The following is a 26034-nucleotide window of genomic DNA, read 5'->3' as shown; positions in this document are numbered from 1 at the left end:
AGAGTCGTTGCTGTGCGAAGGAGAGGGGCAAGGCATCGCGATCTTCACGCGGCGTGATCGGCGGCGGCGGTGCGCCGCGTCGTTCCGTCTCGATGGCGGCGGCCTGGGCGGAGAGCGTGGGATGCTCGAAGATCAGGCGGAGAGGGATGTCGGTTCCGAAGGCGGCACGGATGCGGGAGAGCAGCTGTGTTGCCAGCAGGGAATGCCCGCCGAGATCGAAGAAGCTGTCAGCGCGGCCGACGGAGCCGGTCTTCAGCACGTCCGCCCAGAGCCCCGCAAGCAGCTCCTCGCCCGGCGTCACCGACGCACCCGAACTAGCACGCTCAGGCGCCATATCCGGCAGGGGCAATGCCTTGCGGTCGAGTTTGCCTGTCACCGTCAGCGGCAGGGCGTCGAGGAGGATCACCTCGGAGGGGACCATGTAGCTTGGGAGTGCGGCCTGGAGGTCGCGGCGGAGGGCTGTGCCGTCGAGGCCTGTGCCAGTGACATAGGCAATGATGCGGCGATGCTCCCCTTCGCCTGCGAGGAGCGTGACGGCTTCCTCGACGACGTGTATGGCGCGGAGAGCGGCTTCGATCTCTCCAAGCTCGATACGGAAGCCGCGGAGCTTGATCTGGTGATCGGTGCGTCCGAGATAGTCGATGGCGCCGGACTGGTTCCAGCGGCAGAGATCGCCCGTGCGGTAGAGCCGCCCGAGGGTTGGATGGGTGACGAAGCGCTCGCCGGTCAGCTCCGGCTGCGCCAGGTACCCGTCGGCTAGGCCGTCGCCACCGAGATGCAGCTCGCCTGCGATACCTGTCGGGACGGGGTTGCCGTCCGGATCGAGGATGTGCGCCACCGTGTTGGCTATTGGGGTGCCAATGGGGATCGAGGTGGCGTCTTCAGGAACCTCCGTAATGTGATGGCAGACCGCGAAGGTGGTGCATTCGGTCGGCCCGTACCCGTTCAAAAGACGGGTCGGTGGCTCGGCCTCGAGCACGGCACGTATCCAACGCGGATCAAGCGCTTCACCACCGACCAACAGGGTATCGAGCTTTGCAAAGAGGCTTGGGTCGATCTGCGCCATCCTGTTGAACAGGGTGGCGGTCAGGAACATCGTATTGAACCTGCCCTCACGCAGCATTTTTGCGAAGCGGTCTGGATCGAGGATGTCGTCTCGTTCGAGGAGTTCGATTGCGGCACCGTTGAGGAGCGCGCCCCAGATCTCGAAGGTTGCTGCATCGAAGACGGGTGTTGCGGCCTGTGCGATACGGTCGCCGGGTTTGATGTCGATATAATCCGTGTTGCGGACGAGGCGCGTGACGGCGCGCTGTGGCACCATGACGCCCTTGGGGCGTCCGGTTGAGCCGGATGTGTACATGACATAGGCGAGGCTGCCGCCGTCGCTCTGTGATGCTGGAACATCCGCATCGCAGGCAGCGATCCGATTTGCATCGCGATCCAGCAGCAGGGCGTGCCCGCCCTCTGGCAGCACGCCCGCCAGCACCTCGTGGGTGAGGACCAGCGTGATCTGGGCTTCCTCAAGCATGTAGCTGAGCCTGTCAGCGGGCAGATCCGGATCAAGCGGCAGATAGGCGCCTCCCGTCTTCAGGGTGGCGAGCATGGCCACAATCAGATCGACCCCGCGCGGCAGGCAGAGGCCAATGACGGCATCTGGTGCGGGCTGATACTGCGCGGCGATATACGCGGCCAGGCGGCTCGCACGTTCATTGAGCTCGGCGTAGGTCACCTCCGTCTCTCCGGAGCGAAGGGCGACGGCGTCTGGTGCCGCCTGCACCTGCTCCTCGAAGAGCGCAGCGAGAGAGGCGTCACGGGGATAGAGGCTCTCTCCACCGCACCAGCCCGCAATCTCATGGCGCTCTGCCTCTGTCAGCAGCGGCAGGGTGCCGACCGGTGCCTCGGGCGCGGCAAGCATGCTTTCGAGCAGCTCCCGGTAATGGGCCGCCATACGGTCGATCCGGGCTGGCTCGAAGAGATCTGCGGCATATTCCCAGTTGCAGCTGAGCCCGTTCGGCCCCGCATCGATACTGAGGGTGAGATCGAACTTGGCGGTCTCGAGATCGGGCGCGAGGGGCTGGATCGTTGCGTCACCGAGGGCCAGCGCTTCCTGGGGGGCGTTCTGCAGGGCAAACATGACCTGGAAGAGCGGGCTGTGGGAGAGTGAGCGTTCCGGTTGCAGCTCTGTCACCAGGGTCTCGAAGGGGAGATCCTGATGGGCATAGGCGTCCAGCGCTGTCTCGCGGGTGTCAGAGAGAACGGTCTCGAAGCTCTGCGCGCGTTCAATAGTACTGCGCAGGACGAGGGTGTTGACGAAGAAGCCGACCAGCTCCTCACTCTCTGCCTGGGTGCGGTTGGCGATGGGTGAGCCGACCAGAATGTCTTCCTGTCCGCTATAGCGGTGCAGCAGCACCTTGAAGGCGGCGAGCAGGGTCATGAAGAGGGTCGCGCCTCTGGCTCTGCTGAAGGCCTCCAGCCGTTCCGCCAGTTCCGGATCAAGGGTGAGGGCACGCTGTCCGCCGCGATAGGTCTTGACGGCGGTGCGGGGGTGATCGGCGGGAAGCTCCAGCAAGGCTGGCGCATCACCAAGGCGGTCGCGCCAGTAGGCGAGCTGTGTCTCCAGGACATCTCCTGAGAGCCAGTCACGCTGCCAGGCGGCATAGTCGGCGTATTGGATGGGCAGAGGCGGTAATACAGCGGAGAGATCGGCTTCACGCTCTTCCAGCGCAGCGGCATAGAGCGCGCTGAGATCGCGGACCAGCACGCCGAGGGACCAGCCGTCTGCGGCGATATGGTGCAGGTTGACCAGCAGCACCTCTGCGTCTGTGTCGAGACGCAGCAGGGTGAGGCGGAGCAGCGGGTCGTCCGCCAGATCGAAGGGGGCGGCGGCATGCAGAGCGGCGCTTGCATGGACAGCAGCGTCGCGGTCTTCTCCCGCTTCCGGCAGAAGATCCTTGACCACCAGCGGGTCGTAGGGATCGCGCAAGCCCAGCACGGGCTGTCCGTTTACGGCGCGGACAGATATGCGCAGGCTGTCGTGCCGTGCGGTGAGGGCGAGGAACGCCGCACGCAGGGCGCTCTCGTCGAGGGCAGCGTCAAGCCCGAGGGCGGCTGTGATGTTGTAGGTAGCGGCATGATCGCCGTCTTCCAGCTCGGCGAGGAACCAGAGGCGCTGTTGCGCGAAGGAGAGAGGCAAGGCATCACGGTCTTCACGCGGCAGGATAGGCGGGGGTGGCGTTCCGCGTCGTTCTGTCTCGATAGCGGCGGCCTGGGCCGAGAGTGTGGGGTGCTCGAAGATCAGGCGGAGGGGGATGTCGGCCCCGAAGGCGGCGCGGATACGGGAGAGCAGCTGTGTCGCCAGCAAGGAATGCCCGCCGAGATCGAAGAAGTTGTCGAAACGCCCGACGGACGAACGCTTCAGCACGTCCGCCCAGAGACCCGCGAGCAGCTCCTCGCCCGGCGTCACCGGCGCACCAGAACCAGTGCGCTCCGGTGCCACCTCCGGCACTGGCAATGCTTTGCGGTCGAGTTTGCCTGTGACGGTGAGGGGCAGGGTATCGAGCACCATCACCTCCGACGGCACCATGTAGCTCGGGAGGGCTCTGTGGAGGTCGCGGCGCAGTGTTGTGCCGTCGAGGCCTGTGCCGGTGACATAGGCAATGATGCGGCGATGTTCTCCTTCGCCCGCGAGGAGCGTGACGGCTTCCTCGACGGCGTCGATGGCGCGGAGAGCGGCCTCGATCTCTCCGAGTTCGATGCGGAAGCCGCGGAGCTTGATCTGATGATCGGTACGGCCCAGATAGTCGATGGCGCCGGCTTGGTTCCAGCGGCAGAGATCGCCCGTGCGGTAGAGGCGTCCGAGGGTCGGATGGGTAATGAAGCGCTCGCTGGTCAGTTCGGGCTGTGCCAGATAGCCGTCGGCCAGGCCATCTCCGCCGAGATGCAGCTCGCCCGCAATGCCTGCGGGGACGGGATTGCCGTCCGGATCGAGGATGTGCGCGGTGGTATTGGCGATGGGTGTGCCAATGGGGATCGAAGTGGCGTCCACGGGAACGTCATGGACCTCGTGCCATGTGCCCATGGTGGTGCATTCAGTGGGACCATAAGCATTTAGCAAATGCTTCGGCGGCCCGGCGCGGAGCACGGCACGGACGCATCGGGGGTCGGCTGCCTCCCCGCCAAAAAGCAGGGTGTCGAGGTTGGAAAAGACGCCTGGATCGGCCTGAGCTTGGCGATTGAAGAGTGATGTTGTCAGAAGAATGATGTTGAACCTGCCGTCGCGCAGCATTTTTGCGAAGCGGTCCGGATCGAGGATGTCGTCTCGTTCGAGGAGTTCGATGGCGGCGCCGTTGAGGAGCGCGCCCCAGATCTCGAATGTTGCGGCATCGAAGACGGGTGTCGCGGCCTGGGCGATACGGTCGCCGGGTTTGATGTCGATATAATCCGTGTTGCGGACCAGCCGCGTGACGGCGCGCTGTGGCACCATGACGCCCTTGGGGCGTCCGGTTGAGCCGGATGTGTACATGACATAGGCGAGGCTGCCGCCGTCGGCACCCTCGGCAGGAACATCCGCGTCACAGGCGGCGATCTGATTTGCATCGCGCTCCAGCAGCAGCAGGGCGTGTTCGCCCTCTGGCAGCACGCCCGCCAGCGCCTCGTGGCTGAGGACCAGTGCGACTTCGGCTTCCTCGAGCATATAGCCGATCCGGTTGTCCGGCAGGTCGGGATCAAGGGGCAGATAGGCGGCGCCCGTCTTCAGGGTGGCGAGCATGGCAACAATCAGATCGACCCCGCGCGGCAGGCAAAGGCCGATGACGGCGCCCGGTGCGGGCTGGTGCTGCGTGGCGATATATGCAGCCAACCTGTCCGACCGTTCATCCAGTTCGGCGTATGTGAGTGTCTCGTCGCCGGAGCGGAGGGCAACGGCGTGCGGTGCCGCCTGTACCTGTTCGGCAAAGAGCGCAACGAGAGAGGCGTCACGGGGATAGGGGCTCTCTCCACCACTCCAGCCCGCGATCTCGTCCCGCTCGGCCCGGGTGAGCAGCGGCAGGGTGCCGACCGGCGCCTCGGGCGCGGCAAGCATGCTCTCCAGAAGTTCCCGGTAATGGGCCGCCATGCGGTCGATGCGGGAAGGCTCGAAGAGATCTGCGGCATATTCCCAGTTGCAGCTGAGCCCGTTCGGCCCCGCATCGATACTGAGGGTGAGATCGAACTTCGCGGTCTCGAGGTCGGGAGCGAGGGGCTGGATTGTCGCCTCGCCGAGGGCCAGCGCTTCCTGGGGCGCGTTCTGCAGGGCGAACATGACCTGGAAGAGCGGGCTGTGGGAGAGTGAGCGTTCGGGTTGCAGCTCCGTCACCAGGGTCTCGAAGGGGAGATCCTGATGGGCATAGGCGTCGAGCGCCGTCTCGCGCAGTTGGGAGAGCAGATCCTCGAAGGAGAGATCTCGTGAGACGGTGCTGCGCATGACGAGTGTGTTGACGAAGAAGCCGACCAGATCCTCGCTCTCTGCCTGTGTGCGGTTGGCGATGGGACTTCCGACGAGAATGTCTTCCTGTCCGCTATAGCGGTGCAGCAGCACCTTGAAGGCGGCAAGCAGGGTCATGAAGAGGGTCGCGCCTCTGGCTCTGCTGAAGGCCTCCAGCCGTTTGGCAAGTTCGGGATCAAGGGTGAGGGCACGCTGTCCGCCGCGATAGGTCTTGACGGCGGGGCGGGGATGATCGGCGGGAAGCTCCAGCAAGGCTGGCGCATCACCAAGGCGGTCGCGCCAGTAGGCGAGCTGTGTCTCCAGGACGTCTCCTGAGAGCCAGTCACGCTGCCAGGCGGCATAGTCGGCGTATTGGATCGGCAGAGGCGGTAGATTCGCCTCTCTATCCTCAAGCGCAGCCGCGTAAAGCGCGCTGAGATCGCGGACCAGCACGCCGAGGGACCAGCCGTCTGCGGCGATGTGGTGCAGGTTGACCAGCAGGACCTCGGCGTCTGTGTCGAGACGAAGCAGTGTGAGGCGGAGCAGCGGGTCGGCTGCCAGATCGAAGGGGGCGGCGGCATGCAGAGCGGCGCTTGCATGGACAGCAGCGTCGCGGTCTTCTCCTTCTTCAAGCAGCAGATCCTCGACCACCAGCGGGTCATAGGGATCACGCAAGCCCAGCACGGGCTGTCCGTTCTCGGCGCGGACAGATATGCGCAGGCTGTCGTGCCGTGCGGTGAGGGCGAGCAGCGCGGACCTGAGGGCGTCCACGTCGAGGGCAGCGTCAAGGCCGAGGGCGGCTGTGATGTTGTAGGTAGCGGCATGATCGCCGTCTTCCAGCTCGGCGAGGAACCAGAGGCGCTGTTGCGCGAAGGAGAGGGGCAAGGCATCGCGATCTTCACGCGGCATGATCGGTGGTGGGGGTGTTCCGCGTCGTTCGGCCTCGATGGCGGTGGCTTGAGCGGAGAGTGTGGGATGCTCGAAGATCAGGCGGAGGGGGATGTCGGTTCCGAAGGCGGCACGGATGCGGGAGAGCAGCTGTGTTGCCAGCAGGGAATGCCCGCCGAGATCGAAGAAGCTGTCCGAACGCCCGACGGCGCCGGTCTTCAGCACGTCCGCCCAGAGGCCCGCGAGCAGCTCCTCGCCCGGCGTCACCGGCGCACCCGAACCAGTACGCTCCGGAGTCATGTCCGGCACGGGCAATGCTTTGCGGTCGAGCTTGCCTGTCACCGTCAGCGGGAGGGCGTCGAGGACCACTACCTCCGACGGCACCATGTAGCTCGGGAGCTGGTCGCGGCACCATGCAAGAGCGGTTTCCGGATTAGCCGTCCCGGTCAGATAGGCGATCAGTCTCGGTTCGGCCGTTGTTTCTTCCGGCGTATAGAGGATGGCTGCGGCTTCGCGAATATCGGGGTGGTTGCGGAGAACCGCCTCGATCTCTCCAAGCTCGATACGGAACCCGCGCAGCTTGATCTGCCCGTCGCGGCGCCCGACCATCTCCAGGCTGCCGTCAGGCAGACGGCGGGCCATATCGCCGCTGCGGTAGCGGATTGCGCCCGGGCGTGCCGGGTCGGTTTCGAATGCGGCGGACTCCTGCTGCCAGTAGCCGAGTGCGACATACGGGCTGCAGATCGCGATTTCGCCGCACAGGTCCGTTGGCGCGCCGTTTTCGTCGAGGAGCTCGATCATTGTGTCGTCGACCGGATAGCCGACAGGCATCGACTGCCGGCGCAGATCGGTTTGATGATCAGCGAAGAATTGCAAGGTCACGGTCGACTCGGTCGGGCCGAGGCCGTTGACGAACAGGGTGCCGGGCTCGAACCGTTGCCGGAAGGTTTCGAAATCCGTCCGGCTGACGGCCTCCCCACCCATGACCACGAGCCGGACCGACGGCAGGCGGGTCTCCAGATCGGTAGTGAAAGCGCGGAAGACACTCGGCGTAGAGTGCCAGACTGTAATGCCTTCCTGTTCCAGCCAGGGCGCACAGTCCGCTATGGACTGGTTGCGCGCGTCGAAAAGGCAGAGCGTGGCGCCGTTGAGCAGAGCGCCATAGAAATCCATCACCGCAGCGTCGAAGGCATAGGACGCGACCTGGAGCAGCCGGTCGTCCGGAGTGAGTCGCAGGTTTTCGCTATAGCGCCGGATGAAGTGCAGCACGTTGCGATGGTTCTGCACCACACCCTTGGGCCGTCCGGTCGAGCCGGAGGTGTAGAGCAGATAGGCGACACTGTCCGGGGAGGGTTCCGGGAGAGTCGCTGCGGAGACTTGCTCCAGTCGGTCGAGTGACTGTAGGGAGCACCCCGTCCCCGCGAGCATTGTGGCGCGCTCTTCATGCGCCGCAGTGCAGACGATGATCTCGGCGCCGACATCTTCCAGGATCGTGCGCAGTCTTTCAGCCGGTTGCGACGGATCAAGCGGGACATAGGCCCGTCCGGCTTGCAACGTTCCGAGTATGCCGACTGCCATGCTTGTGTCGTGCGGCAGCAACAGGGCTACCCGTTTGCACTCGGGGTGCTCAAGCAGCGCGGCGGCGAGGCGCCGGCTTTCCAGATCCAGAGCGCCATAGGTGAGCGATTGTGTCTGTGTCTGGACTGCGATGCGATCACGGTGCAGGGCCACCTGTTCGGCGAAGCGGTTCGGAATGGAGCGTTCGATTGACCCGAAACGGACGGGTGCTCCCGCCGGTTTCGGCATCTCGCGCAGCGCCGTAGGTTCGTCGCGATAGAGCGATATCTCTGTCAGCGGCGCGTCCGGCTCTGCCGTTATGCCGCGGAGGAGAGTAAGGAAATAGTCACCGAGGAAGGCAACGGTCTCATGCTCGAACAAGGCCGCATTATATTGTAGCTCTCCGTCGAGCGAGCCGTCCGGCTGTTCCGTGAAACTCAGATTCAGATCGAACTTGGCCAAGAGATCGTCCGTCTGGCCAGTCTGCTCCACCTCCAGCCCGTCCAGCGTGATCTGCTCGCGCCGTGTGTTGACCAGGTTGATCATCACCTGGAACAGCGGGTTGTGGCTGAGAGAGCGTGCCGGGCGTAGTTGCTCGACAAGATACTCGAATGGAACATCCTGGTGGGCATAGGCGGCGAGCGTTGTCTGCCGGATTGCGGAGAGGAAGTCCCGGAAACTCCCGGCAGTAGGCACTTGCGTGCGCATGACGAGGGTATTCAGAAACAGACCCACAATGTCTTCGAGCCTGCTGTCCCCCCGGTTGGCTACGGGAACGCCGACACTGATGTCGCGCTCGCCGCTGAAGCGGAACAGCAGCAGGTCGTAAGCGGCCAGCAGGACCATGAAGAGGGTGGCGTCATTCCCGCGCGCGAGTGCCCGCAGCGCGCCGCCGAGCTTGTCGTCGATCCGCAGGGGCACGGCTCCGCCTTTGTGGACCTGGATGGCGGGGCGGGGGTGATCCGTCGGCAGATCAAGCAGCTCTGGCGCCCCGGCGAGGTGATCCCGCCAGAAGGTGAGCGCGCGTTCCAGCGTCTCGTCGCGGAGCCATTGGTTCTGCCATCTGGCGTAGCCGGAGTAGTTCAGCGCAGGCGCGGGCGGGATTGCTTCCGATCCCGTGCGGAATGCCGTGTAGAGACGGGCAAGATCGGCGATCAAAAGATCGATGGACCAGCCGTCGCTGATGATGTGATGCATGTTGAAGAGCAGACGGTGCCGCTCCGGTGCCAGCGTGATCAGGCTGAGGCGGAACAACGGCCCGGTGGCGAGATCGAAAGGCATGCGCGCGTGTTCCTCGCCAAGCCGCAGCGCTTCGGCTTCAGCGTCTTCCTCAGGGAGGTCGCTCAGGTCCCGTTCCGTCAGCGGATCGTAGGCTTCGAGGTAACGCGAGACCGGACGGCCGTCGTCAAAGGCGAAGCAGAGTCTCAGGCTATCGTGCCGGGCGACGAGTGCTGTCAGAGCCCGGCGAAGGGCCATGCGGTCAAGGTCGCCCCGGAGCTCAAGTGTGGCCGGCATGCTGTAGGCGGCACTGGGGCCTTCGAGTTGATCCAGGAACATCAGGCGCTGCTGCGCGAAAGAGGGCTCTGGATGCTCGCCTGTTGGAAGTCGTGTGATCTCCGGTCTTGTCCGGTTCCGTCCTGTTTCGATAAGCTCGGCGAGCCCTGCAAGGGTGGGCTTTTCGAACAGCTCACGCAGCGACAGTTCGATCGCGAATGTATCCGTGACGCGCGCGAGGAGTTGCACTGCCAGCAGGGAATGGCCGCCAATGGAAAAGAAGCTTGTGTCGCGATCAATCGCATCGAAACCGAGCAGAGCGGCCCAGATTTCCGACAAGGCGGATTCTGTCTGTCCGCGCGGTGGCTGTTCCTTGCGCGGGGCCACTATCAGGCTCGCAAGTGCGCGGCGGTCGAGTTTGCCGTTGGGGGTGACCGGCAGAGCGTCGAGACGGATCAGCCGGGATGGGACCATGTAAGCAGGCAAGTGCCGTTCCAGAGGCGCGCGCAGCTCTTCCGGGTCCCATTCGGCGCCGGCTGTGACATAGCCGACAAGTTGATCCTGTGCCCCGGTTCGGGAGACGATGACGGCGGCGTCCTTCACTCTGGGGGCTGCTCGCAAGCTGGCCTCGATCTCTTCCAGTTCGATCCGGAAGCCGCGCAGTTTGATCTGCTGATCCCGGCGACCGAGATAGTCGAGCGTTCCGTCAGCGCGCCAGCAGGCGAGATCGCCCGTCGCGTAGTAGCGCCGCGTGCGGCCGTCGATTTTCAAGTCGACGAACTTGGCCGCAGTCAGATCCGGTTGGCCGACATAACCGGCGCCGATGCCGACCCCGCCAATGAAGAGTTCGCCCGGATGGCCGACGGGCACAGGTGCGCCGTCGGGATCGAGTACATGAACACGGACATTGTCGATCGGACGGCCGAGCGGCACGCCCGCGGCATCCGAAGCGGGGTCGAACGCACCCGCCACCGCAACGTCAGTGCATTCCGTTGGGCCGTAACTGTTCAGCACTGTTGCCTTGCAGGTTGGCGCGGCCAGCCAGTCGCGGAGCCTGTCCGTCTGAATCGGTTCACCGCCGAGTATGATATGGCGCAAGGAAGAGAGCGGGGTGTAATCGTCTTCTGCCAGCAGTGGATAGAAGGCGCTTGGCGTGCAGTTGATCCAGGTAATCGCGTCTTCCGCGATGGTGCGACGTAGGGCGGTGGGATCGAAGCCGAGGCCGGGTTCCGGGAAGTGAAGAGCGGCACCGGAGATGAGAGGCGCGAACAGGTTCTTCTGCGTCAGGTCGAAACCAAGCGCGCTGACGAGCAGGCCGCGGTCGTGAGGGCCAAGATCGAGCGCCGCGCAATACCATTGCAGCAGGTTGGCGAAACCCTTGTGATAAACCCCAGCGCCCTTGGGAGCGCCGGTGGAGCCCGATGTGAAGATGACATAAAGCAGATCGTCGGGTGCCGGACGTGTCGCCGGATTGACGACGCTCTCTTCCGCGAGCGTCGCCGCGATCGCATCCAGCCGGCAAATTTCAGTCCCGGATGGCAACTGGTCCACAAGATCGCCCTTGCTCAGGACCAGCCGGGCCTTGGAGCCGGAGAGCATGGCCGCCAGCCGCTCGGCGGGATAGGCAGGGTCGAGCGGCAGGTAGGCGGCGCCCGCCTTGACGATGCCGAGAAGGGCGACCACCGCTTCCGGTCCGGGCTCGAGGCAGAGAGCGACGATGTCTCCGCGTCCGATGCCGTGCCGGTCGAGATAGTGGGCAAGCTGGTTGGCGCTCTCGTTGACCTCGCCGTAATCGAGGCTTTCCTTCCGGTCGACCAGTGCCGGTGCGTTCGGATGCCGGGCGGCCCGTTCCTCTATGGCGTGGACCAGGGTTGTTGAGGCGAGGTCTGTCTTCGGTCCATAGCGCCAGCTGGCGATGTCGCGATGTTCCTGTTTGGTGAGGAGGTCGATGCGGGCGAGATGGTGTTCCGGATCGGCCAATGCGCTTTGCAGAAGTTGCTCGAAATGGTCGGCCATCCGTTCGATGCGGGATTCATCGAAGATGTCGGCGTTATATTCCCAGCGCGTGACGAAACCGTCTCCGCTCGGCTCGACATAAAGTGTCAGATCGAATTTCGATACCGTCACCGGCGGCTCCAGCAGACGGGTTTCTGTGCCATCGAACACCAAATGTTCCAGCGGTGCGTTCTGCATCACGAACATCACCTGGAAAAGCGGGCTGTGTATGAGGCTGCGCTCTGGTTGCAGATGATCGACAAGCAGCTCGAATGGCAGATCCTGGTTGGCGTAGGCACGGAGACAGCGCTGCCGCGTCTCTGCTACCAGCGCGGCGAAATCCGGTGCGTCCTCGTCGCGCCAGCGGAGCGCGATGGTGTTTACAAACATGCCAGCCAGATCCTCGCACTCGCGCAGGCGCCGGTTGGCGACCGGGGAGCCGATCAGGAGATCACGCTGCCCGCTGTAGCGCGATAGCAGGAGGCCGAAGGCGGAGATCATGGTCATGAAATCCGTCGCGCTATGAGCCCTGTTGAAACTCCGCATCCTGTCGCCGAGAGCCGCGTCGAGGGTGCGTGTCAGGAGGCCGCCGCGATAACTGCGTGTCTTCGGGTGAGGGCGGTCGGACGGCAACTCAAGCAAGGTTGGCGCGCCGTCAAGCTCAGCGACCCAATGGTCAAGCTGACGTGTCAGCGGCTCGCCCTGTAGCCACGCGTTTTGCCAGTGGGCGAAGTCGCCATAGGTGACGGACAGATCTGCGAGGGGCGTTTCCACACCATGTGTTTCCGCGCGGTACAGAGCTGCAATATCGCGCACGAGGATATCGATGGTCCAACCGTCACTGACGATATGGTGAATGTTGAAGAGCAGCCAGTGAGACTCGTCGTCGAAGCGCAATAGGTGCAGACGGAAGAGAGGGCCTTCAGACAGATCGAAGGGCTGGGAGCCATGGCTGCGGGCAAGGCGCCGGGCCTCGGTTCCGCGCTCGCTGACGGGGAGCGATGTAAGGTCCGTGATGCGCAGGGGATCGTACGGCTTTGTTATCTCCGCGACGGGTTCGCCCTGGGCGGAGGAGAAGCGGCTTCTGAGGCTGGTGTGCCGTTCGACAAGCGCCCTCGCGGCGGCGCCGAGCGCTTCCACATCCATTGAGCCGCGCAACTCCAGCGTTGCCGGCATGTTGTAGGTCGCGCTGGGACCTTCCAGCTGTTCCAGAAACCACAGCCTGCGCTGGACGAAGGAGAGCGGTGCGGTTCGCGCGTCCGGCGCGTGCCTGATGGGCGGCAGGCGGTCTCCGCCCTGAAGCTGCTCGATCCGTTCCGCCAGTCCGGCGATTGTCGGCGCCTCAAACAAGGCGGTGAGCGGCAGGTCCACGTCAAAACTGTTGCGTAGGCGGGTGACGAGACGCATGGCGATTAGGGAGTGGCCGCCGCGTTCGAAGAAGTTTTCGGTAACCCCGATCCGGTCATGGCCGAGCAGATCGGACCATATCCCGGCAAGAAGCGCCTCGGCCTCGTTGCGCGGTGCGATGAATGCCTCTTCCGTCTCAACCGAAGGCTCGGGCAGGGCCCGGCGGTTGAGCTTCCCGCTGGAGGTTTTGGGGAGTTCAGTCAACAAAGCGAGGCTGGCCGGAACCATCGGTGCGGACAGATTCGCGCGCAGATGATCCATGAGGTCCGCTTGCAACGAGGCGGACACGGTTGTTCCGTCAGCGGGAGCGACATAGGCGGCGAGGCGCTTGGAAGCGTCGACCCCCGTCAGAATGACGGCGGCTTCGCCTACGGCGGGGTGTCCGCTCAGAACGGCTTCGATCTCGCCCAGCTCGACGCGCACACCGCGTAGTTTGATCTGGTCGTCACGGCGTCCGAGATAATCGATCAGCCCATCCGCGCGCCAACGGGCGAAGTCCCCGGTCTGGTAAATCCTTCCATGTTCAGGATGGTCCACGAAACGTTCGGCGGTGAGGTCGGGACGTTTCAGATATCCGGAAGCGAGGCAAGGGCCGGAGATGCAGAGCTCGCCTGGAACGCCGACCGGAACCGGTTGGCCTGTCTCGTCCAGAAGGTGAATCGCGACATTGCCGATCGGTCTTCCGATGGGCGGCAGATCGTCCCATTCCACCACGTCACAAGGCAGGCAATGGGCGGTCGCGACATGGCTTTCGGTCGGGCCGTAATGGTTATGCAGGCGGCAGGTGCTGCGCCGGAAGACCGCCTTTATCGCTGGCGTAATCCGCAATTGCTCGCCAGCGGTCACGATGTCTTGGAGGCACGCGGGAAGCGCTTTCCCGCCGGCACTCTCCGTCAGGTGCTGCAGCGCGACGAAGGGCATAAAGGCACGCTCGACATTCCGGTTGTCAATCCAGTCGAGCAGGGCGCGGCCGTCGCGGCGGCGGTCCTCGTCGATCAGCACCAGCGTTCCGCCGGAGCACCAGGTCGAGGCGATTTCCTGAAACGCGACATCGAAGGTCAGCGGCGTGTATTGAAGGGTGCGCGCCGGGTTCTCCAAACCGGCCTGTGTCGCCTGCCAGCCTGTCAGATTGACAAGTGCCCGATGCGGCATTGCGACACCTTTCGGACGGCCTGTGGAGCCGGAGGTGAACAACACATAAACCAGATCTTCGGGACCTGCGGGACAGGCGGGTGCTTCGGCGTTGCCGGTAGTCAGGATTGGATCGTCAGGGACGAGAGTGACGATGGGGACGGCATCGTCAGGCATGCTCGTGGCGCTTGCCGGATCGGTCAGCAGAAGTGTCGCTTCGCTCTCCCGGAGAAGAAAGTTGATACGCTCAGGCGGGTCCTCAGGATTGACGGGCAGGCAGGCGCCGCCAGCCCGCAAGACGCCGAAAACAGCGATGAGTTGTTCGGCGGAACGTGGCAGGGCGATTGCCACGACGCTGTTCGCGCCGACACTGCGTTTCTGGAGATAGCGCGCCAGCCGGCAGGCTCTGGCGTCGAGCTCGGCATAACTCACCTGCGTGTCGCCGGTATCCAGGGCAATGGCATCGGGACATGCCGCGACCCTGTCTGCAATCAGCTCAACCAGATTCGCTGCGGAGGGAACCTGACAGTCGGTCCCGTTCCAGCCCCGGATAAGGGCGGTTTCCGCCTCCGAAAGCAGGGACAGTCTCTGAAGCGGTTGATCCGGCTGGACCAGCAGCGCTTCCAGCAGCCGCTCGAAATGGCCTTGCATGCGGGTGATTGTGTCGGCTTCGAAGAGGGCGCTGGCATATTCCCAGGTCAGGCGGAAACCCTCCGCCCGGTCGAGGGTGGTCAGCGTCAGGTCGAAGACCGCGCCGCGCTGTCCGCCGATCAGCAGTTCGCTGAAAAGGCCCTGCTCAAGGAGCGGTGTTCCGGTTTCGCGCTCATAGACGAAGGCAACCTGAAAGAGGGGTGAACGGCTGGTGTCGCGTTCGGGTTGCAGCCGTTCGACCAGAAGCGGGAACGGATAGGACTGATGTTCCAATGCACCGAGAACGGTTTCGCGCAGTCCCGCGAGATAGTCCGGCCCCGTCTGATCATCGGTCACATCGAGGCGCAGGGTCACCGGATTGACGAAGTAACCAACGAGATCTTTCAGCTCCGGCTGGGTTCGTCCGAGCATGGGGGAGCCGATCAGGATTTCGCGCTGACCGCTATAGCGGCGGAGCAGAAGACCGAATATCCCGAGCAGCAGGACATAGGGCGTAACCTGCATTTGCCGGGCGGCTTCCCTGACTTTCTCGCTGAGTTCGAAATCAAATTCCTGAACTTGGGTGGTACCGGCATAATCCTGCCGGGGCGGGCGCGGTGCGTCTGTTGGCAGGTCGAGTGCGGGGAGTTCGCCTTCCAGCTTGTCCAGCCAATAGGCTTCGTCGCGCTTTCCCGACGTGGCGGCGAGGGCCGCCCGCGATTTTTCGGCGTAGTCACGGCTCGTCCAGGCCAAAGGCGGCAGTGTTGCGGCTTCCTTCCCGCACTCCGCATTGTAAAGACTGGAAAGCTCCGCCATGAGGATTTCGAGAGAGCGGAAATCGACCGTTATGTGATGCGCCACGAAGGCGAGAACCGGAGTTGGCAATGTTCCGTTCGAAACGCCGGTGAAGAGGTGCCATCGGACGGGCGGCGCGCCTTCGAGATCGAATGGAACATCGGCGAACTCTGCAATCGCCGCTTCGACCTCCGCCGGGCTCCAGCCGGTAACATCCGTGATATGGAGGTCGACGGGCGCGGGCAGGGTCACTGTGCGGAAGGGGTTGCCTCCGGTGGAGGCAAAACGGCTGCGGAGTCCGTCATGGCGTTCCGTCAGTTTGTCGATCGCGGCCTGCAGCGCCGACATATCGAGATCGCGTCTCATCCGTGCGGCGAACAAGGTGTTGTAGGCGGTGCTCCGCCGGTCGAGTTCATAGAGGAACCAGAGCGCTTCCTGACCTATTGAGAGCGGCTCCGCTCCGGTACGCATTTCCTCGGGAAGGGTTTCCGGCGCGCGACGCAGATAGTCGATCAAGTCGGATTTCCGTTCGCGAATTTCTGTCAGCACCTCCTCGTCGAGGGCTTCGCTCGGGCCGTTGTAACGGATCTGGCCTTCGGTCACGGAAAGCTCGACCCGGCGCTCTGCCAGGCTTTTTACAAATTCTGCAATTGTCATATCTGACCTGCGATCCACGCGTTGTCTGGTTCAGGGGAAGCGGTTCCGGCCGGGAGATCTCGCGAAAGGCGCTCGGCCAGATCGTTCAGGCTGTGGCTGCCAAGAAGGTCCGGCAGGCCGATCGTCAAACCGAGTTCCCGTTCGATGAGGGTTCTGACTTCCATGGCGAGCAGGGAGTCCAGCCCGAGCATGGGAAGAGGGATGTCGGGGGCGAGGCGCTCGGGCGGCAGGCGCAGAACCGCGCTCATGGTGGCTGCGAGCCAGTCGCGGGGTGATTGTCGTGGCTGTTTGCGCGTCTGTGTATTGTCGCTCGGTGCCGCCGTAGGTGCCGGTGTCGGCCGGAACATCGCCGCGTCAGCAAGAACAGGATCGAATAGTTTCGTCTGCCGTTGACTGCGATAAAGGTCGGCAAAGCGCGGCCAGTCAGCGGCAACAAATGCAATGCGCGCCTCAACCGGATTTAAAAGCTCCGGTAACCGGTCCAGAAGGCGGTCCGCCGGGAAAGGCTCGAGCCCCATTCGGCGCAACTCGTAACCGGTCTCCTCGTTCACCATGCCAGTGTCGGCGAGGGGTCCTAGATCGAGGCTCGTGCCGCACAGGCCCTGGGCCCGTCGGAAGGCTGCCAGTCCATCGAGGAATGCGTTCGCTGCAGCGTAGGATGCCTGTTTCTGTCCGCCCCAGAGCCCGGCGATCGACGCGCAATTGAGGAAGAAATCCAGTTTTTCTTTTGCCGTCGCACTGTGAAGAGCCCAGGCGCCGCCAGCTTTGCCGGCGAGCACCGCGGCGCAATCCGGCCAGGTCTGGTCGATGAGGTTACGCACCTCGCCGATGCCGGCGGCATGGATCACACCCCGAAGCGGCGGGCCGTTTTGCCCCCATTTTGCAATCTGCGCGGTCAGGGCTTCTGTGTCGGAGACGTCAAGGGCGGCCGTTTCCACGGCTGTTCCGAGGTCCAGAAGTGCTTTCAAATGCTCTTGTGCCGTTGCCGATTGCGCGCCTCGTCGGCTTGTCAGCAAAATCCGTCCCGCTCCCTGCCGCGCCAGCCAAAGGCCAAACGCGCGGCCGAGACTGCCGAAGCCTCCGGAGATGAGGTAACTCGCGTCCGGCCGTATGGAGACAGCCTGCTGCACGGCCTTTTCTTCCGGGTGGAGGCGTGGCGCCAGGACTTGTCCGTCCCGCAGCGCCAGTTCGCTTTCGCTTCCGGCAGTGGTAAGGGCGTCCGCGATCTGGGACATGTCAGGAATGAACGGCAGGTCGATCAGCCCGCCCCAGATGTGCGGCGCCTCAAGCGCGATGCTGCGGCCAAAACCCCAGACCGGCGCATGGGCCAGACCGTCGAGCCGGTCATCCGGGCGAGCGCCGACTGCGTCCCTTGTCAGGATCCAGAGCCGAGGAGGATGCGAGAGATCCAGTAATGCGCGTGTCAGCGGAAGCAGGCTTGCGAGGCCTCCGGTCCCATCCGTAAGGCTCCTTGGGGTGAGCTCTTCGGCATCTGGGCCATCGAGGCTCCAGAGATGGACAATGCCCTCAAGCGACCCCAACTCATCCAGCAGAGCACGTGCGGCGGCCTCGTCTCCTGGAACGAGGTTGCGGCGATGCCCGTTGAGCGGTGCTTTGAAGATCAGCGTGCAGTGCACGTTGTCACCGCCGCGTGCTTGAAGCTCATTCGCCAGCGCCTGTCCGAAGCCGCTTTCGTCAGCGAGGATCAGCCAGTTTCCATGCGGAGGTGCTGGCTCTTCCGCAGAGGGAGCGACAGGCTCCCAATTCACCTTGTAGGTGGCTGGCGCTGCGCTGCGCCGTTCGCTCTCGGCCTCGACCCAATATCGTTGCCGCTCGAAGGGATGCCCTGGCAGGTCGGCCAGTCGCAAAGGCAGGCCGGCATAGAGCGCTGACCAGTCCGGGTTCTCGCCGTCTGCGTAACGTCCGGCCAGGACGCGCCATGTGCCGGGACTGGCTTGTCCGGCGGATATCTTCTCTGCAGTGGAACGTTGCCTTGTGACCGCCTCGTCACGCGCGATGGCGCCTTCGTTGTCTTGGCCCTTAAGCCAGTTCTTCAGAGCTGAGATCAGCGCAGGTTTGTCGCTACCGAGAAGGGCAAGGCGGTGGGGGAAATGGTCGCGCCCGCATGCTGCCGTGAAGCAAAGGTCGGCAAGCGGCGCCAGGCTCTCATTCAGAGTATCCAGAACGCGCCGCGCGAGCTGGCGAAGTGCCGGGCGGCTCTTGGCGGAGAGGGGCAGCAGGTAGCGGCTGAATTCCGGCACCTGGCGCGGGGCGGGATCCGGCGCCTGCTCCACGATCAGGTGGGCATTGGTGCCGCCGAACCCGAACGAGCTGACGCCCGCCCGCCGTACTGTTCCCGATGTCGGCCAGGGCTCGGTGCCCTCCGGCAAGCGGAGCCCGATACGTGCCCAGTCGATAGTGGGATTGCGATTGCTGCTGTGCAGGCTCGGAGGGACAGCACCATGATTAAGGGACAGCACGACTTTCTGCAATCCGGCCACACCGGCGGCTGACTCCAGATGGCCGATATTCGATTTGACTGATCCGATCGTCAGCGGGCGGTCCCGGCCTTTTCTCCCGAATACGGCATCCAGCGCTCCGGCCTCAATCGGATCGCCCAGGGCGGTTCCGGTGCCGTGCGCCTCGACATAGTCGATCTGCTCCGGCACGAGGCCGGCCTGATTGAGTGCGCGGCGGATAACCCGCTCCTGCGCCGGTCCGTTCGGAACCGTCAGGCCGCTGGTGCGGCCGTCCTGGTTCACCGCCATGCCCCTGATGACGGCCATGATACGGTCGCCGTCGCGCACTGCATCGGAAAGTCTCTTCAGCAACACGAGACCGCAGCCCTCGGAGCGAACAAACCCGTCTGCCTCTGCCGAGAACGCTTTGCAGCGTCCGTCGGGGGCGAGCATCCGCGCGCGGGAATGGTTGATGCTGACGGTGGGATCTAGCAACAGGTTGACCCCGCCGCCGATTGCGAGGTCGGACTCCCCGCTCCTGAGACTCATGCAAGCCTGGTGAAGCGCGACCAGCGAGGAGGAGCAGGCTGTGTCGATGGCCAGACTGGGCCCTTCCAGCCCGAGGAGGAAGGACAACCGGTTCGCCGCGACACTGAGCGCATTGCCGGTGCCGAGATAGGCGTCGATCCGGTCAGGCGTGCGGTTCAGGCGATGCAGGTAGTCGTTTGTGCTGATGCCGACGAAAACGCCGGTCTGGCTGCCTTCAAGGCTGCTCGGCGGGATGCCGGCGCGCTCCAGAACCTCCCAGCAGACCTCCAGCAGGAGACGCTGTTGCGGGTCGAGATGCGTTGCCTCGCGCGGTGAGATTCCGAAAAACCCCGGATCGAAAAGATCGATGTTGTCGATGAAACCGCCATAACGTGTCTGGATTGTTCCGGGCGCCTCGGGATCGGCGCTGTAATACCGATCAACGTCCCAGCGGTTACCCGGAATTTCCGTGATTGCGTCAACGCCGTTCTTGAGAAGAGTCCAGAACGCTTCGGGGTCATTGACTCCGCCCGGTATGCGGCATCCGAGAGAAAGGATAGCGATCCCGTCCCCGGCGTCCGCGTGAGTGTTTTCGGTCGTGGCCGCGATTATCCGCTCAGCACTGTCGAGCCCGTCGCGTTCCAGCAGGTACTGCGCCAACCGTTTCGGGGTCGGGTAGTCGAAGGCGAGGGTTGCCGGAAGGACGCCGCCAAGAGCGCTTTGCAGGCGATTGCGGAGTTCGATCGCATTCATCGAGTCGAGCCCCTGATCGAAGAATCCGCGATCGGCGTCCGGTGCCTCCGCCCCTGCCGGGGCAACGTCACCGATTTGCGAGAGGATGTAGGCCGTGAGCCGGTCCTGCCGCTTTTCCGGAGCCAGAGCCCGCAACTCCGCAGTCAAGGCATTGTCCGCCGGAGCGCGCGGGGGGCGAATGCTCTGCGTTTGATGCGAAGCGCTGTCAAGCAGCGGGTGAGCAAGGCTGGCGCCACTCCGTCGGGGTAAAATCGCCATGTGCGGAAGGTCGCGCGCGGCGGCTCTTTCCAAAGCGTCCAGGCCCTGCGCTATTTCGATGGGCGCCAGCCCGTGACGCGCCAATCTGTCGGCAAGGGTCGCGTCGCGAGAGGCGTCGGCCCATGCACTCCAGCAGAGGCTCTGTGCAGGAAGTCGGCGACGATGGCGGTAAAGCGCGAGCGCATCCAGCATGCTGTTTGCGGCTCCGTATGCGGTCTGGCCCGGATTGCCGAGCAGCCCGCTGGCGGAGGATACAAGCATGAAGTGCCGGATCGGATGGTTGTCCGCGAGGCGATGGAGTGCCCAGCCACCGAGAACCTTCGGCGCCATCACGGCGAGCGCGCGTTCGGCGGATTGCTGGTGCAGGACCGCATCGTCCAGAACGCCCGCTGCATGGAGTATTCCTGTCAGAGAGGGCCAGTGCGCCGGCAGGGCCTCTACAAATGCCGAAAGGGCTTGGGCATCGGTGACATCAATGGCGCCGATCTGAACGTCAATACCTCTGTCGCGCCACTCTTCAATTTGTTTTGCCGCATCGCCTTCTGGCGTACTTCTGGAGATGAGCGCCAGATGCCGTACCCCGCGCTCGACCAGCCGTTCGGCCATGAGTTGCCCAAGACGGCCAAGGCCGCCTGTCACCAGCCATGTTCCATCTTGTTCAGGCGCCTGCTCCGGTCTTGGCAGCGGCTCAGCCTCAAGCGTGAGTTCGAACCGGACCGAATTGTCCTTTTCCTGCCGCCAGAGCACCTCTTTCCCCGGCTGGTTGCTGCTGATTTCGGCAAAAAGCTGCAACGCGGCGTCGCGCGGGGAACCATCCACATCGATCAGGCAGAGATTCCAGTCCGGATGCTCGTGCCGCAAGCTCCGTCCGAGGCCCCAGACGATGGATTGAAGTAACCCGCTGCCTGCCTTCGGAACCGCTGTTTCAGCCATGGCGAAAGCCTGGCGACTCACCATGGAGAGTTTGAGCGGACGGTCAGCCTGTGTCGCCAGATTTCGTATCAGTCTGGTAAGCCGAATGGTGAGGGCGGAAATAGCGCCGGAGACTTCTGCATCGGTCATTTGGTCCGGCGCGGTCAGATCCAGCGGCCAGAGACAGATGATGTTCAAAGCGTCTGTCCCATCGGGAAGGCTGTCAGGCGCCTCCCCGGTGATAACGGTAACGTTGTCACCGGCCTTGGTGAGCTTTTTAGCCAGTGCTTTCGCGGTTCCGTTCCTGTCGGCCAGGAGCAACCATTCGGCGGGCGCACGATCCTCGCATGGCACGGAGGAAATCGGCTTCCAGCGCGGCACGAACCCCCATTCCTCTACCGGAACGGCTGACGCGGCATTTACAGGCTGACCCTTACCGGAAGCCAGGGCGGCGCGCACAGGGGCTGCAGCGTCGCCATGTTCTGGTCGGGTCGGCATTGGAAAGCTCTGCCTGCGAAACGGATAAGATGGCAGTTCCGGCAGCATTGGCTCATCAGAGTCACCATGGAAGGCCGCCCATTCCGGCGTGACGCCGGCGGTATAGAGCGCGGACAGGCTTTCCGTGATGGAGGACCAGTCATTCTTGCCGTCGCGCAGGCTCGGTAACCAGAGTGTCTTCGGCTCCGAGATGCATTGCGCGCCTAGCGCGGTCAGTAGGGGTTTCGGGCCGATTTCGAGGAAGACACGATGTTGTTTCGCCAGGTAGTCCATACCGTCGGCGAAGCGCACTGCGCCACGCATATGGCGTGCCCAGTACTCCGCGTCGGGAGCCGTCTCCAGAACCTTGCCGTCGATATTGCTGATCAGCGGTATCGTGGGCGTCCCAAAGCCGAAGCGGGAGGCGATCTTGTGGAACGGCTCCATGATCGGGTCTATGAGTGGAGAGTGGAAGGCGTGGGATACCGGGAGAAACCGGCTGCGAAGGCCCGCGCTCTCCAGGCTCTTTTCAATCTGCGTCAGGGTTTTGCGTCGCCCTGAAAGCACGATATTGCGAGGTCCGTTTACGGCGGCGACCGAGATATCGTCGGCATACTGCGCGGCAACAATGGCGACTTGCTCTTCATCGGCCATCACGGCGAGCATCGCACCGTTGAGCGGCAGGCTTTGAATCAGCCGGGCCCGTTCTGCTATCAGCTGCAGCCCTGTCTCCAGATCGAAGACATCCGCGATACAGGCAGCCACATATTCACCGACGCTATGGCCAAGAAGGGCTGCCGGCTGGATATCCCAGCCACGCCAGGTTTCGGTCAGCGCATATTCGAGAGCGAAGAGGGCAGGCTGGGTATAGGCGGTTTGACCAAGCAGTTCCGGGTCTGTGCCGAACATGACCGATAGCAGGGAACGATCCAGCGTTTTCGCGAGCAATTGATCGCAGCGATCCAATGTCGCGCGGAAACCGGCGTGGCGATCATAAAGAGACCGCCCCATGTCGAGATACTGGGAGCCCTGCCCTGTGAAAAGAAAGGCAACTGACGGCGGGTTCACTGGTGCTCGATGAAGGCCGCCCTCTCCGGAAGCGATCGTCTCGAGCTGTGCGGCAAAGTCGAGGGTGGAGTTGCCAGTGATCGCGAGCCGGTGATCGAGATGAGGGCGGCGCGTGGTTGCCGCGCGGCAGAGTTGTTCCGCTTCGATCGTCGGGACCTCTTTGCGGCACAGGGCCGCGTACCGACCTGCGAGGTCGCGCAGCGCGCTCGGGTCGCGGGCAGAGAGCGTCAGAAGATACGGCGGCGGCGCGGCCTGTTTCTGCTCCGGTTGAGCCCGATCCGGGGCCTGCTCCAGAACCACATGCGCGTTGGTGCCGCCGAAACCGAATGAGCTGACCGCTGCCCGTGCGCCCTTCGGCAGGCGTGTCGAAACACGCGGTATCTCCAGCGCTGAATCATCCAGCTTTATCAATGGGTTTATCGTGTCGAGGTTGGGTTGCGCCGGGACTTCGCCATGGCGGAGACAAAGCACGGTTTTGACCAGCCCGGCGATCCCGGCCGCAGCTTCCAGATGGCCGATATTGGCCTTTGCGGAGCCTAGCAGGCACGGTCGCTCGCTTGACTGCGCCCGGTCGAGAACAGATTGTAGAGCGCCAACTTCAATGGGGTCACCGAGCCGTGTTCCGGTGCCGTGAGTTTCAACAAAATCGATGTCGGCGGGTTCCAGTCTGGAGTTTTTGAGCGCATCCCTTATGACGTTTTGCTGCGCCAGCGGGCTGGGGGCGGTTAGCCCGTTGCTGCGGCCGTCCTGGTTGACTGCGGAGCCGCGAATGACGGCCAGCACGCGGTCGCCGTCACGTTCGGCGGCGGCGAGCGGCTTCAGCACCACCATTGCGCAGCCCTCGCCACGGACATAACCGTCCGCATCGAAAGCGAAAGTGCGGCTTCTCCAGTTCGGGGAGAGCATGCCCGCACGCTCGAGGGCAAGCTGGAGATGTGGGCCGCCGATGATGTTGACGCCACCCGCAAGCGCGACGTCGCATTCCCCGCTGCGTAGACTCTGGCATGCCTGGTGAACGGCGACGAGCGACGAGGAACAGGCCGTATCGATGGCCATGCTCGGCCCACGCAGGTCGAGGTGATAGGAAAGCCGGTTGGCAGCGATGCTGAAGGCAACGCCGGTCCCGCTGTAAGCGTTCATCAATGCCTCGGCGTCACTCCGGCTGAACTGATCGAAGGCGAAATCCGCTGAGGAAATTCCGACGAACACGCCGGTCTTCGTGCCCTCCAGCCTATCCGCCGGCACGCCGGCATGCTCCAGAGCATGCCAGGCCACTTCGAGCAGGATGCGCTGTTGCGGGTCCATGTTGCGGGCTTCACTCTCCGAAAGGCCAAAGAAGGGCGCATCGAAGCTTTCGAAATCCTCGAGAAAGCCGGCTTCGACTCCGGGAAGGCGCGGGTCCGTCCGAACGGCGCAGGTTCCGTCGCTAAGGAGATCCCAATAGGCATCGGCATTGGGAGCGCCGGGCAGGCGGCACGCCAGGCCGATGATCGCGATGGCGGATGCTTTTTCCAATGCCGGACCGGCGGTGGCAGAGGCAGCGGCAGCGGGCTCTGCCGGGGCGGGCGCCGGTTTCACTTCAGAGCCGCTTAGAAAGTCGGCTAATGCTGCGATTGTCGGATGTTGCCAGAGCAGGGTCGGATCAAGTGTCGCTCCGCCGAGATGGTCTTCCAGGGCCGCAACAAGGGCGACGGCGGAGCGGGAGTCGAGCCCGAGTTCCGCGAACAGAGCCTGCTGGTCGATTGCCTCGGGTGCGAGTGACAACATCCGGCCGAGCTCTCGGCTCAGCCAGTCCCGAAGCGCGGGGCCAGTCGGCCGATCAGTCTGAGCGCTAGATGCTTGCTCACGGCTCCAGCGGGCAACGCACTTGAGCTCATCGTCGAGATAAGCCTGCCTGCAAGCGCGGCGCTGAACCTTGCCGCTCGAGGTTTTGCGGATCTGCCCGCGCTCAAGGATCAGAATCTCAGCGGTCGCCAGACCATGGCTCCGGGCCACCGCCTGACGGATTATGCCGAATGCGGCCTCCCAGTCCTTCGTGCGCTTTCCCGCCTCGGCGAGAATGACGAGGCGTTCCTCGGCATCCCGTTCCACAGAGAATGCCGCGCAATGCTCTCGCCGGAGGTCGGGGCAGGAGTCCAGAACTGTCCATTCGATATCCTGGGGGTAGTGGTTTACACCCGCGACGACGATCAGATCTTTCAGGCGCCCGGTGATGTGGAGTTCTCCATCTTTGAGGAAGCCGAGATCGCCGGTACGCAGGAATGGACCTGCTTCTGGGTTGTCTCTCAGGCGGGCCTGGAAAGTGGCTTCGGTTTCTTCAGTACGACGCCAGTAGCCGAGCCCCACGCTGGGACTTGAGATCCAGAGCTCACCAACCGCATCCGGCGCACATGTACGCCCGCTCGCGGGATCGACGATCCGAAGGTCGGTCCCGGGCCGGGGCACGCCACAGCTCGCAACTGTGCGTGTCGTGCTCTTGGGAGTGGGCGCATCGGCCGGAACCACGCGGTTCTGCTCCAGAGCTTCGGCGCTCAGGTGCGATGCATGTGGGCTTTGATCATGGGCGCGGGCGGTGACAAAAAGTGTCGCCTCAGCCATTCCGTAGGCCGGATAGAACGTCTCGGCCCGGAAGCCCTGCGGCCCGAAAGTCTCGGTGAAACGGCGCAGTGTCTCCGCGCGAACGGGCTCGGCGCCGTTGCCGGCGACCTGCCAGCGTGACAGATCGAGCGTCTCGCGTTGCTCCGCAGTTACGCGTTCGAGGCATAGTTCGTAGGCGAAGTTGGGGGCATGGGTATGGGTGCCGCCGAACCGGTCCATTGCTTCAAGCCAGCGGATAGGGCGCTTCAGAAGTGTGAGCGGAGAGAGAACGTAGCAGTCCGCGCCGCTGAACATGGGCTGCAGCAGTCCCTCGACCAGTCCATAATCGTGGAAGTAGGGCATCCAAGTGACACAGACACTGCCCGCGTCGCACGCAAAACCCTCCTGCAGATAGGCCAGATTGGCCAGCACATTTCCGTGCGAAAGCATCACGCCGCGTGGTGCGGAGGTGGAGCCGGATGTGTATTGCAGATAGGCGAGGCTCTCGGAGGTAATGTTCGGCCGTTTGAAATCAGGTGCGTCAGCCGCTTCCAGTATGTCTGTCGCGATCCAGTGCACCTGCGGCATGGCTTCGCCCAGCCGGCCCTCGAGATCCTGCTGCAGGCCGGCGGTCGTCAGGATGACGTCGGCCTCTGCGTCCGCCACGATGCCTTGAAGGCGCGGCAGGGAGTGTTTGAGCCGAACTCCGTCCGGCGGCGGCACCGGAACCGCGACAATGCCGGCATTCATGCATCCGAAAAATGCGGGGAGGACATCGAGCCCCGGCGGATAGAGCAACAGCGCGCGGCATCCTTCGCCTACTTGGTGCCTCAGCTGGTTTGCGACCGCTTGAGCGTGCGCGCGGAGGGTGGCGTATCCAATGGTTGCGGTGGCGTCCCGACCATCCTTCAGGAAGTGGTATTTACCCGTCGATGATGCCGCGCGCCGGTCGAGCAGATCCATCAGTGTGACTGGGGTGGATGTCAC

Annotated in this window: 2 protein-coding genes (1 of these 2 cut by a window edge); both read right to left on the bottom strand. The window is 63.7% G+C overall.

Annotated elements, in window-relative coordinates; all coding sequences use genetic code 11:
- A protein-coding gene (locus ABJ076_RS04680) for a non-ribosomal peptide synthase/polyketide synthase (protein WP_348190266.1) crosses the window boundary here: on the bottom strand, positions 1 to 16015 show its 5' portion. Its footprint begins 7742 nt before the window's first position; the window shows 16015 of its 23757 coding nt (coding positions 1-16015); the start codon lies at positions 16013 to 16015; its stop codon lies beyond the left edge, outside the window.
- Positions 16012 to 26034, bottom strand: a complete 10023-nt coding sequence (locus ABJ076_RS04675) for an SDR family NAD(P)-dependent oxidoreductase (RefSeq protein ID WP_348190268.1) — start codon at positions 26032 to 26034, stop codon at positions 16012 to 16014. The genes ABJ076_RS04680 and ABJ076_RS04675 overlap by 4 nt, the downstream gene beginning before the upstream one ends.

The sequence above is a fragment of the Nisaea sp. genome, from assembly GCF_039990255.1.
Classification (GTDB): domain Bacteria; phylum Pseudomonadota; class Alphaproteobacteria; order Thalassobaculales; family Thalassobaculaceae; genus Nisaea.
Note: the sequence above shows the minus strand (reverse complement) of the source record. Positions and strands in the feature narration are given on the sequence as shown.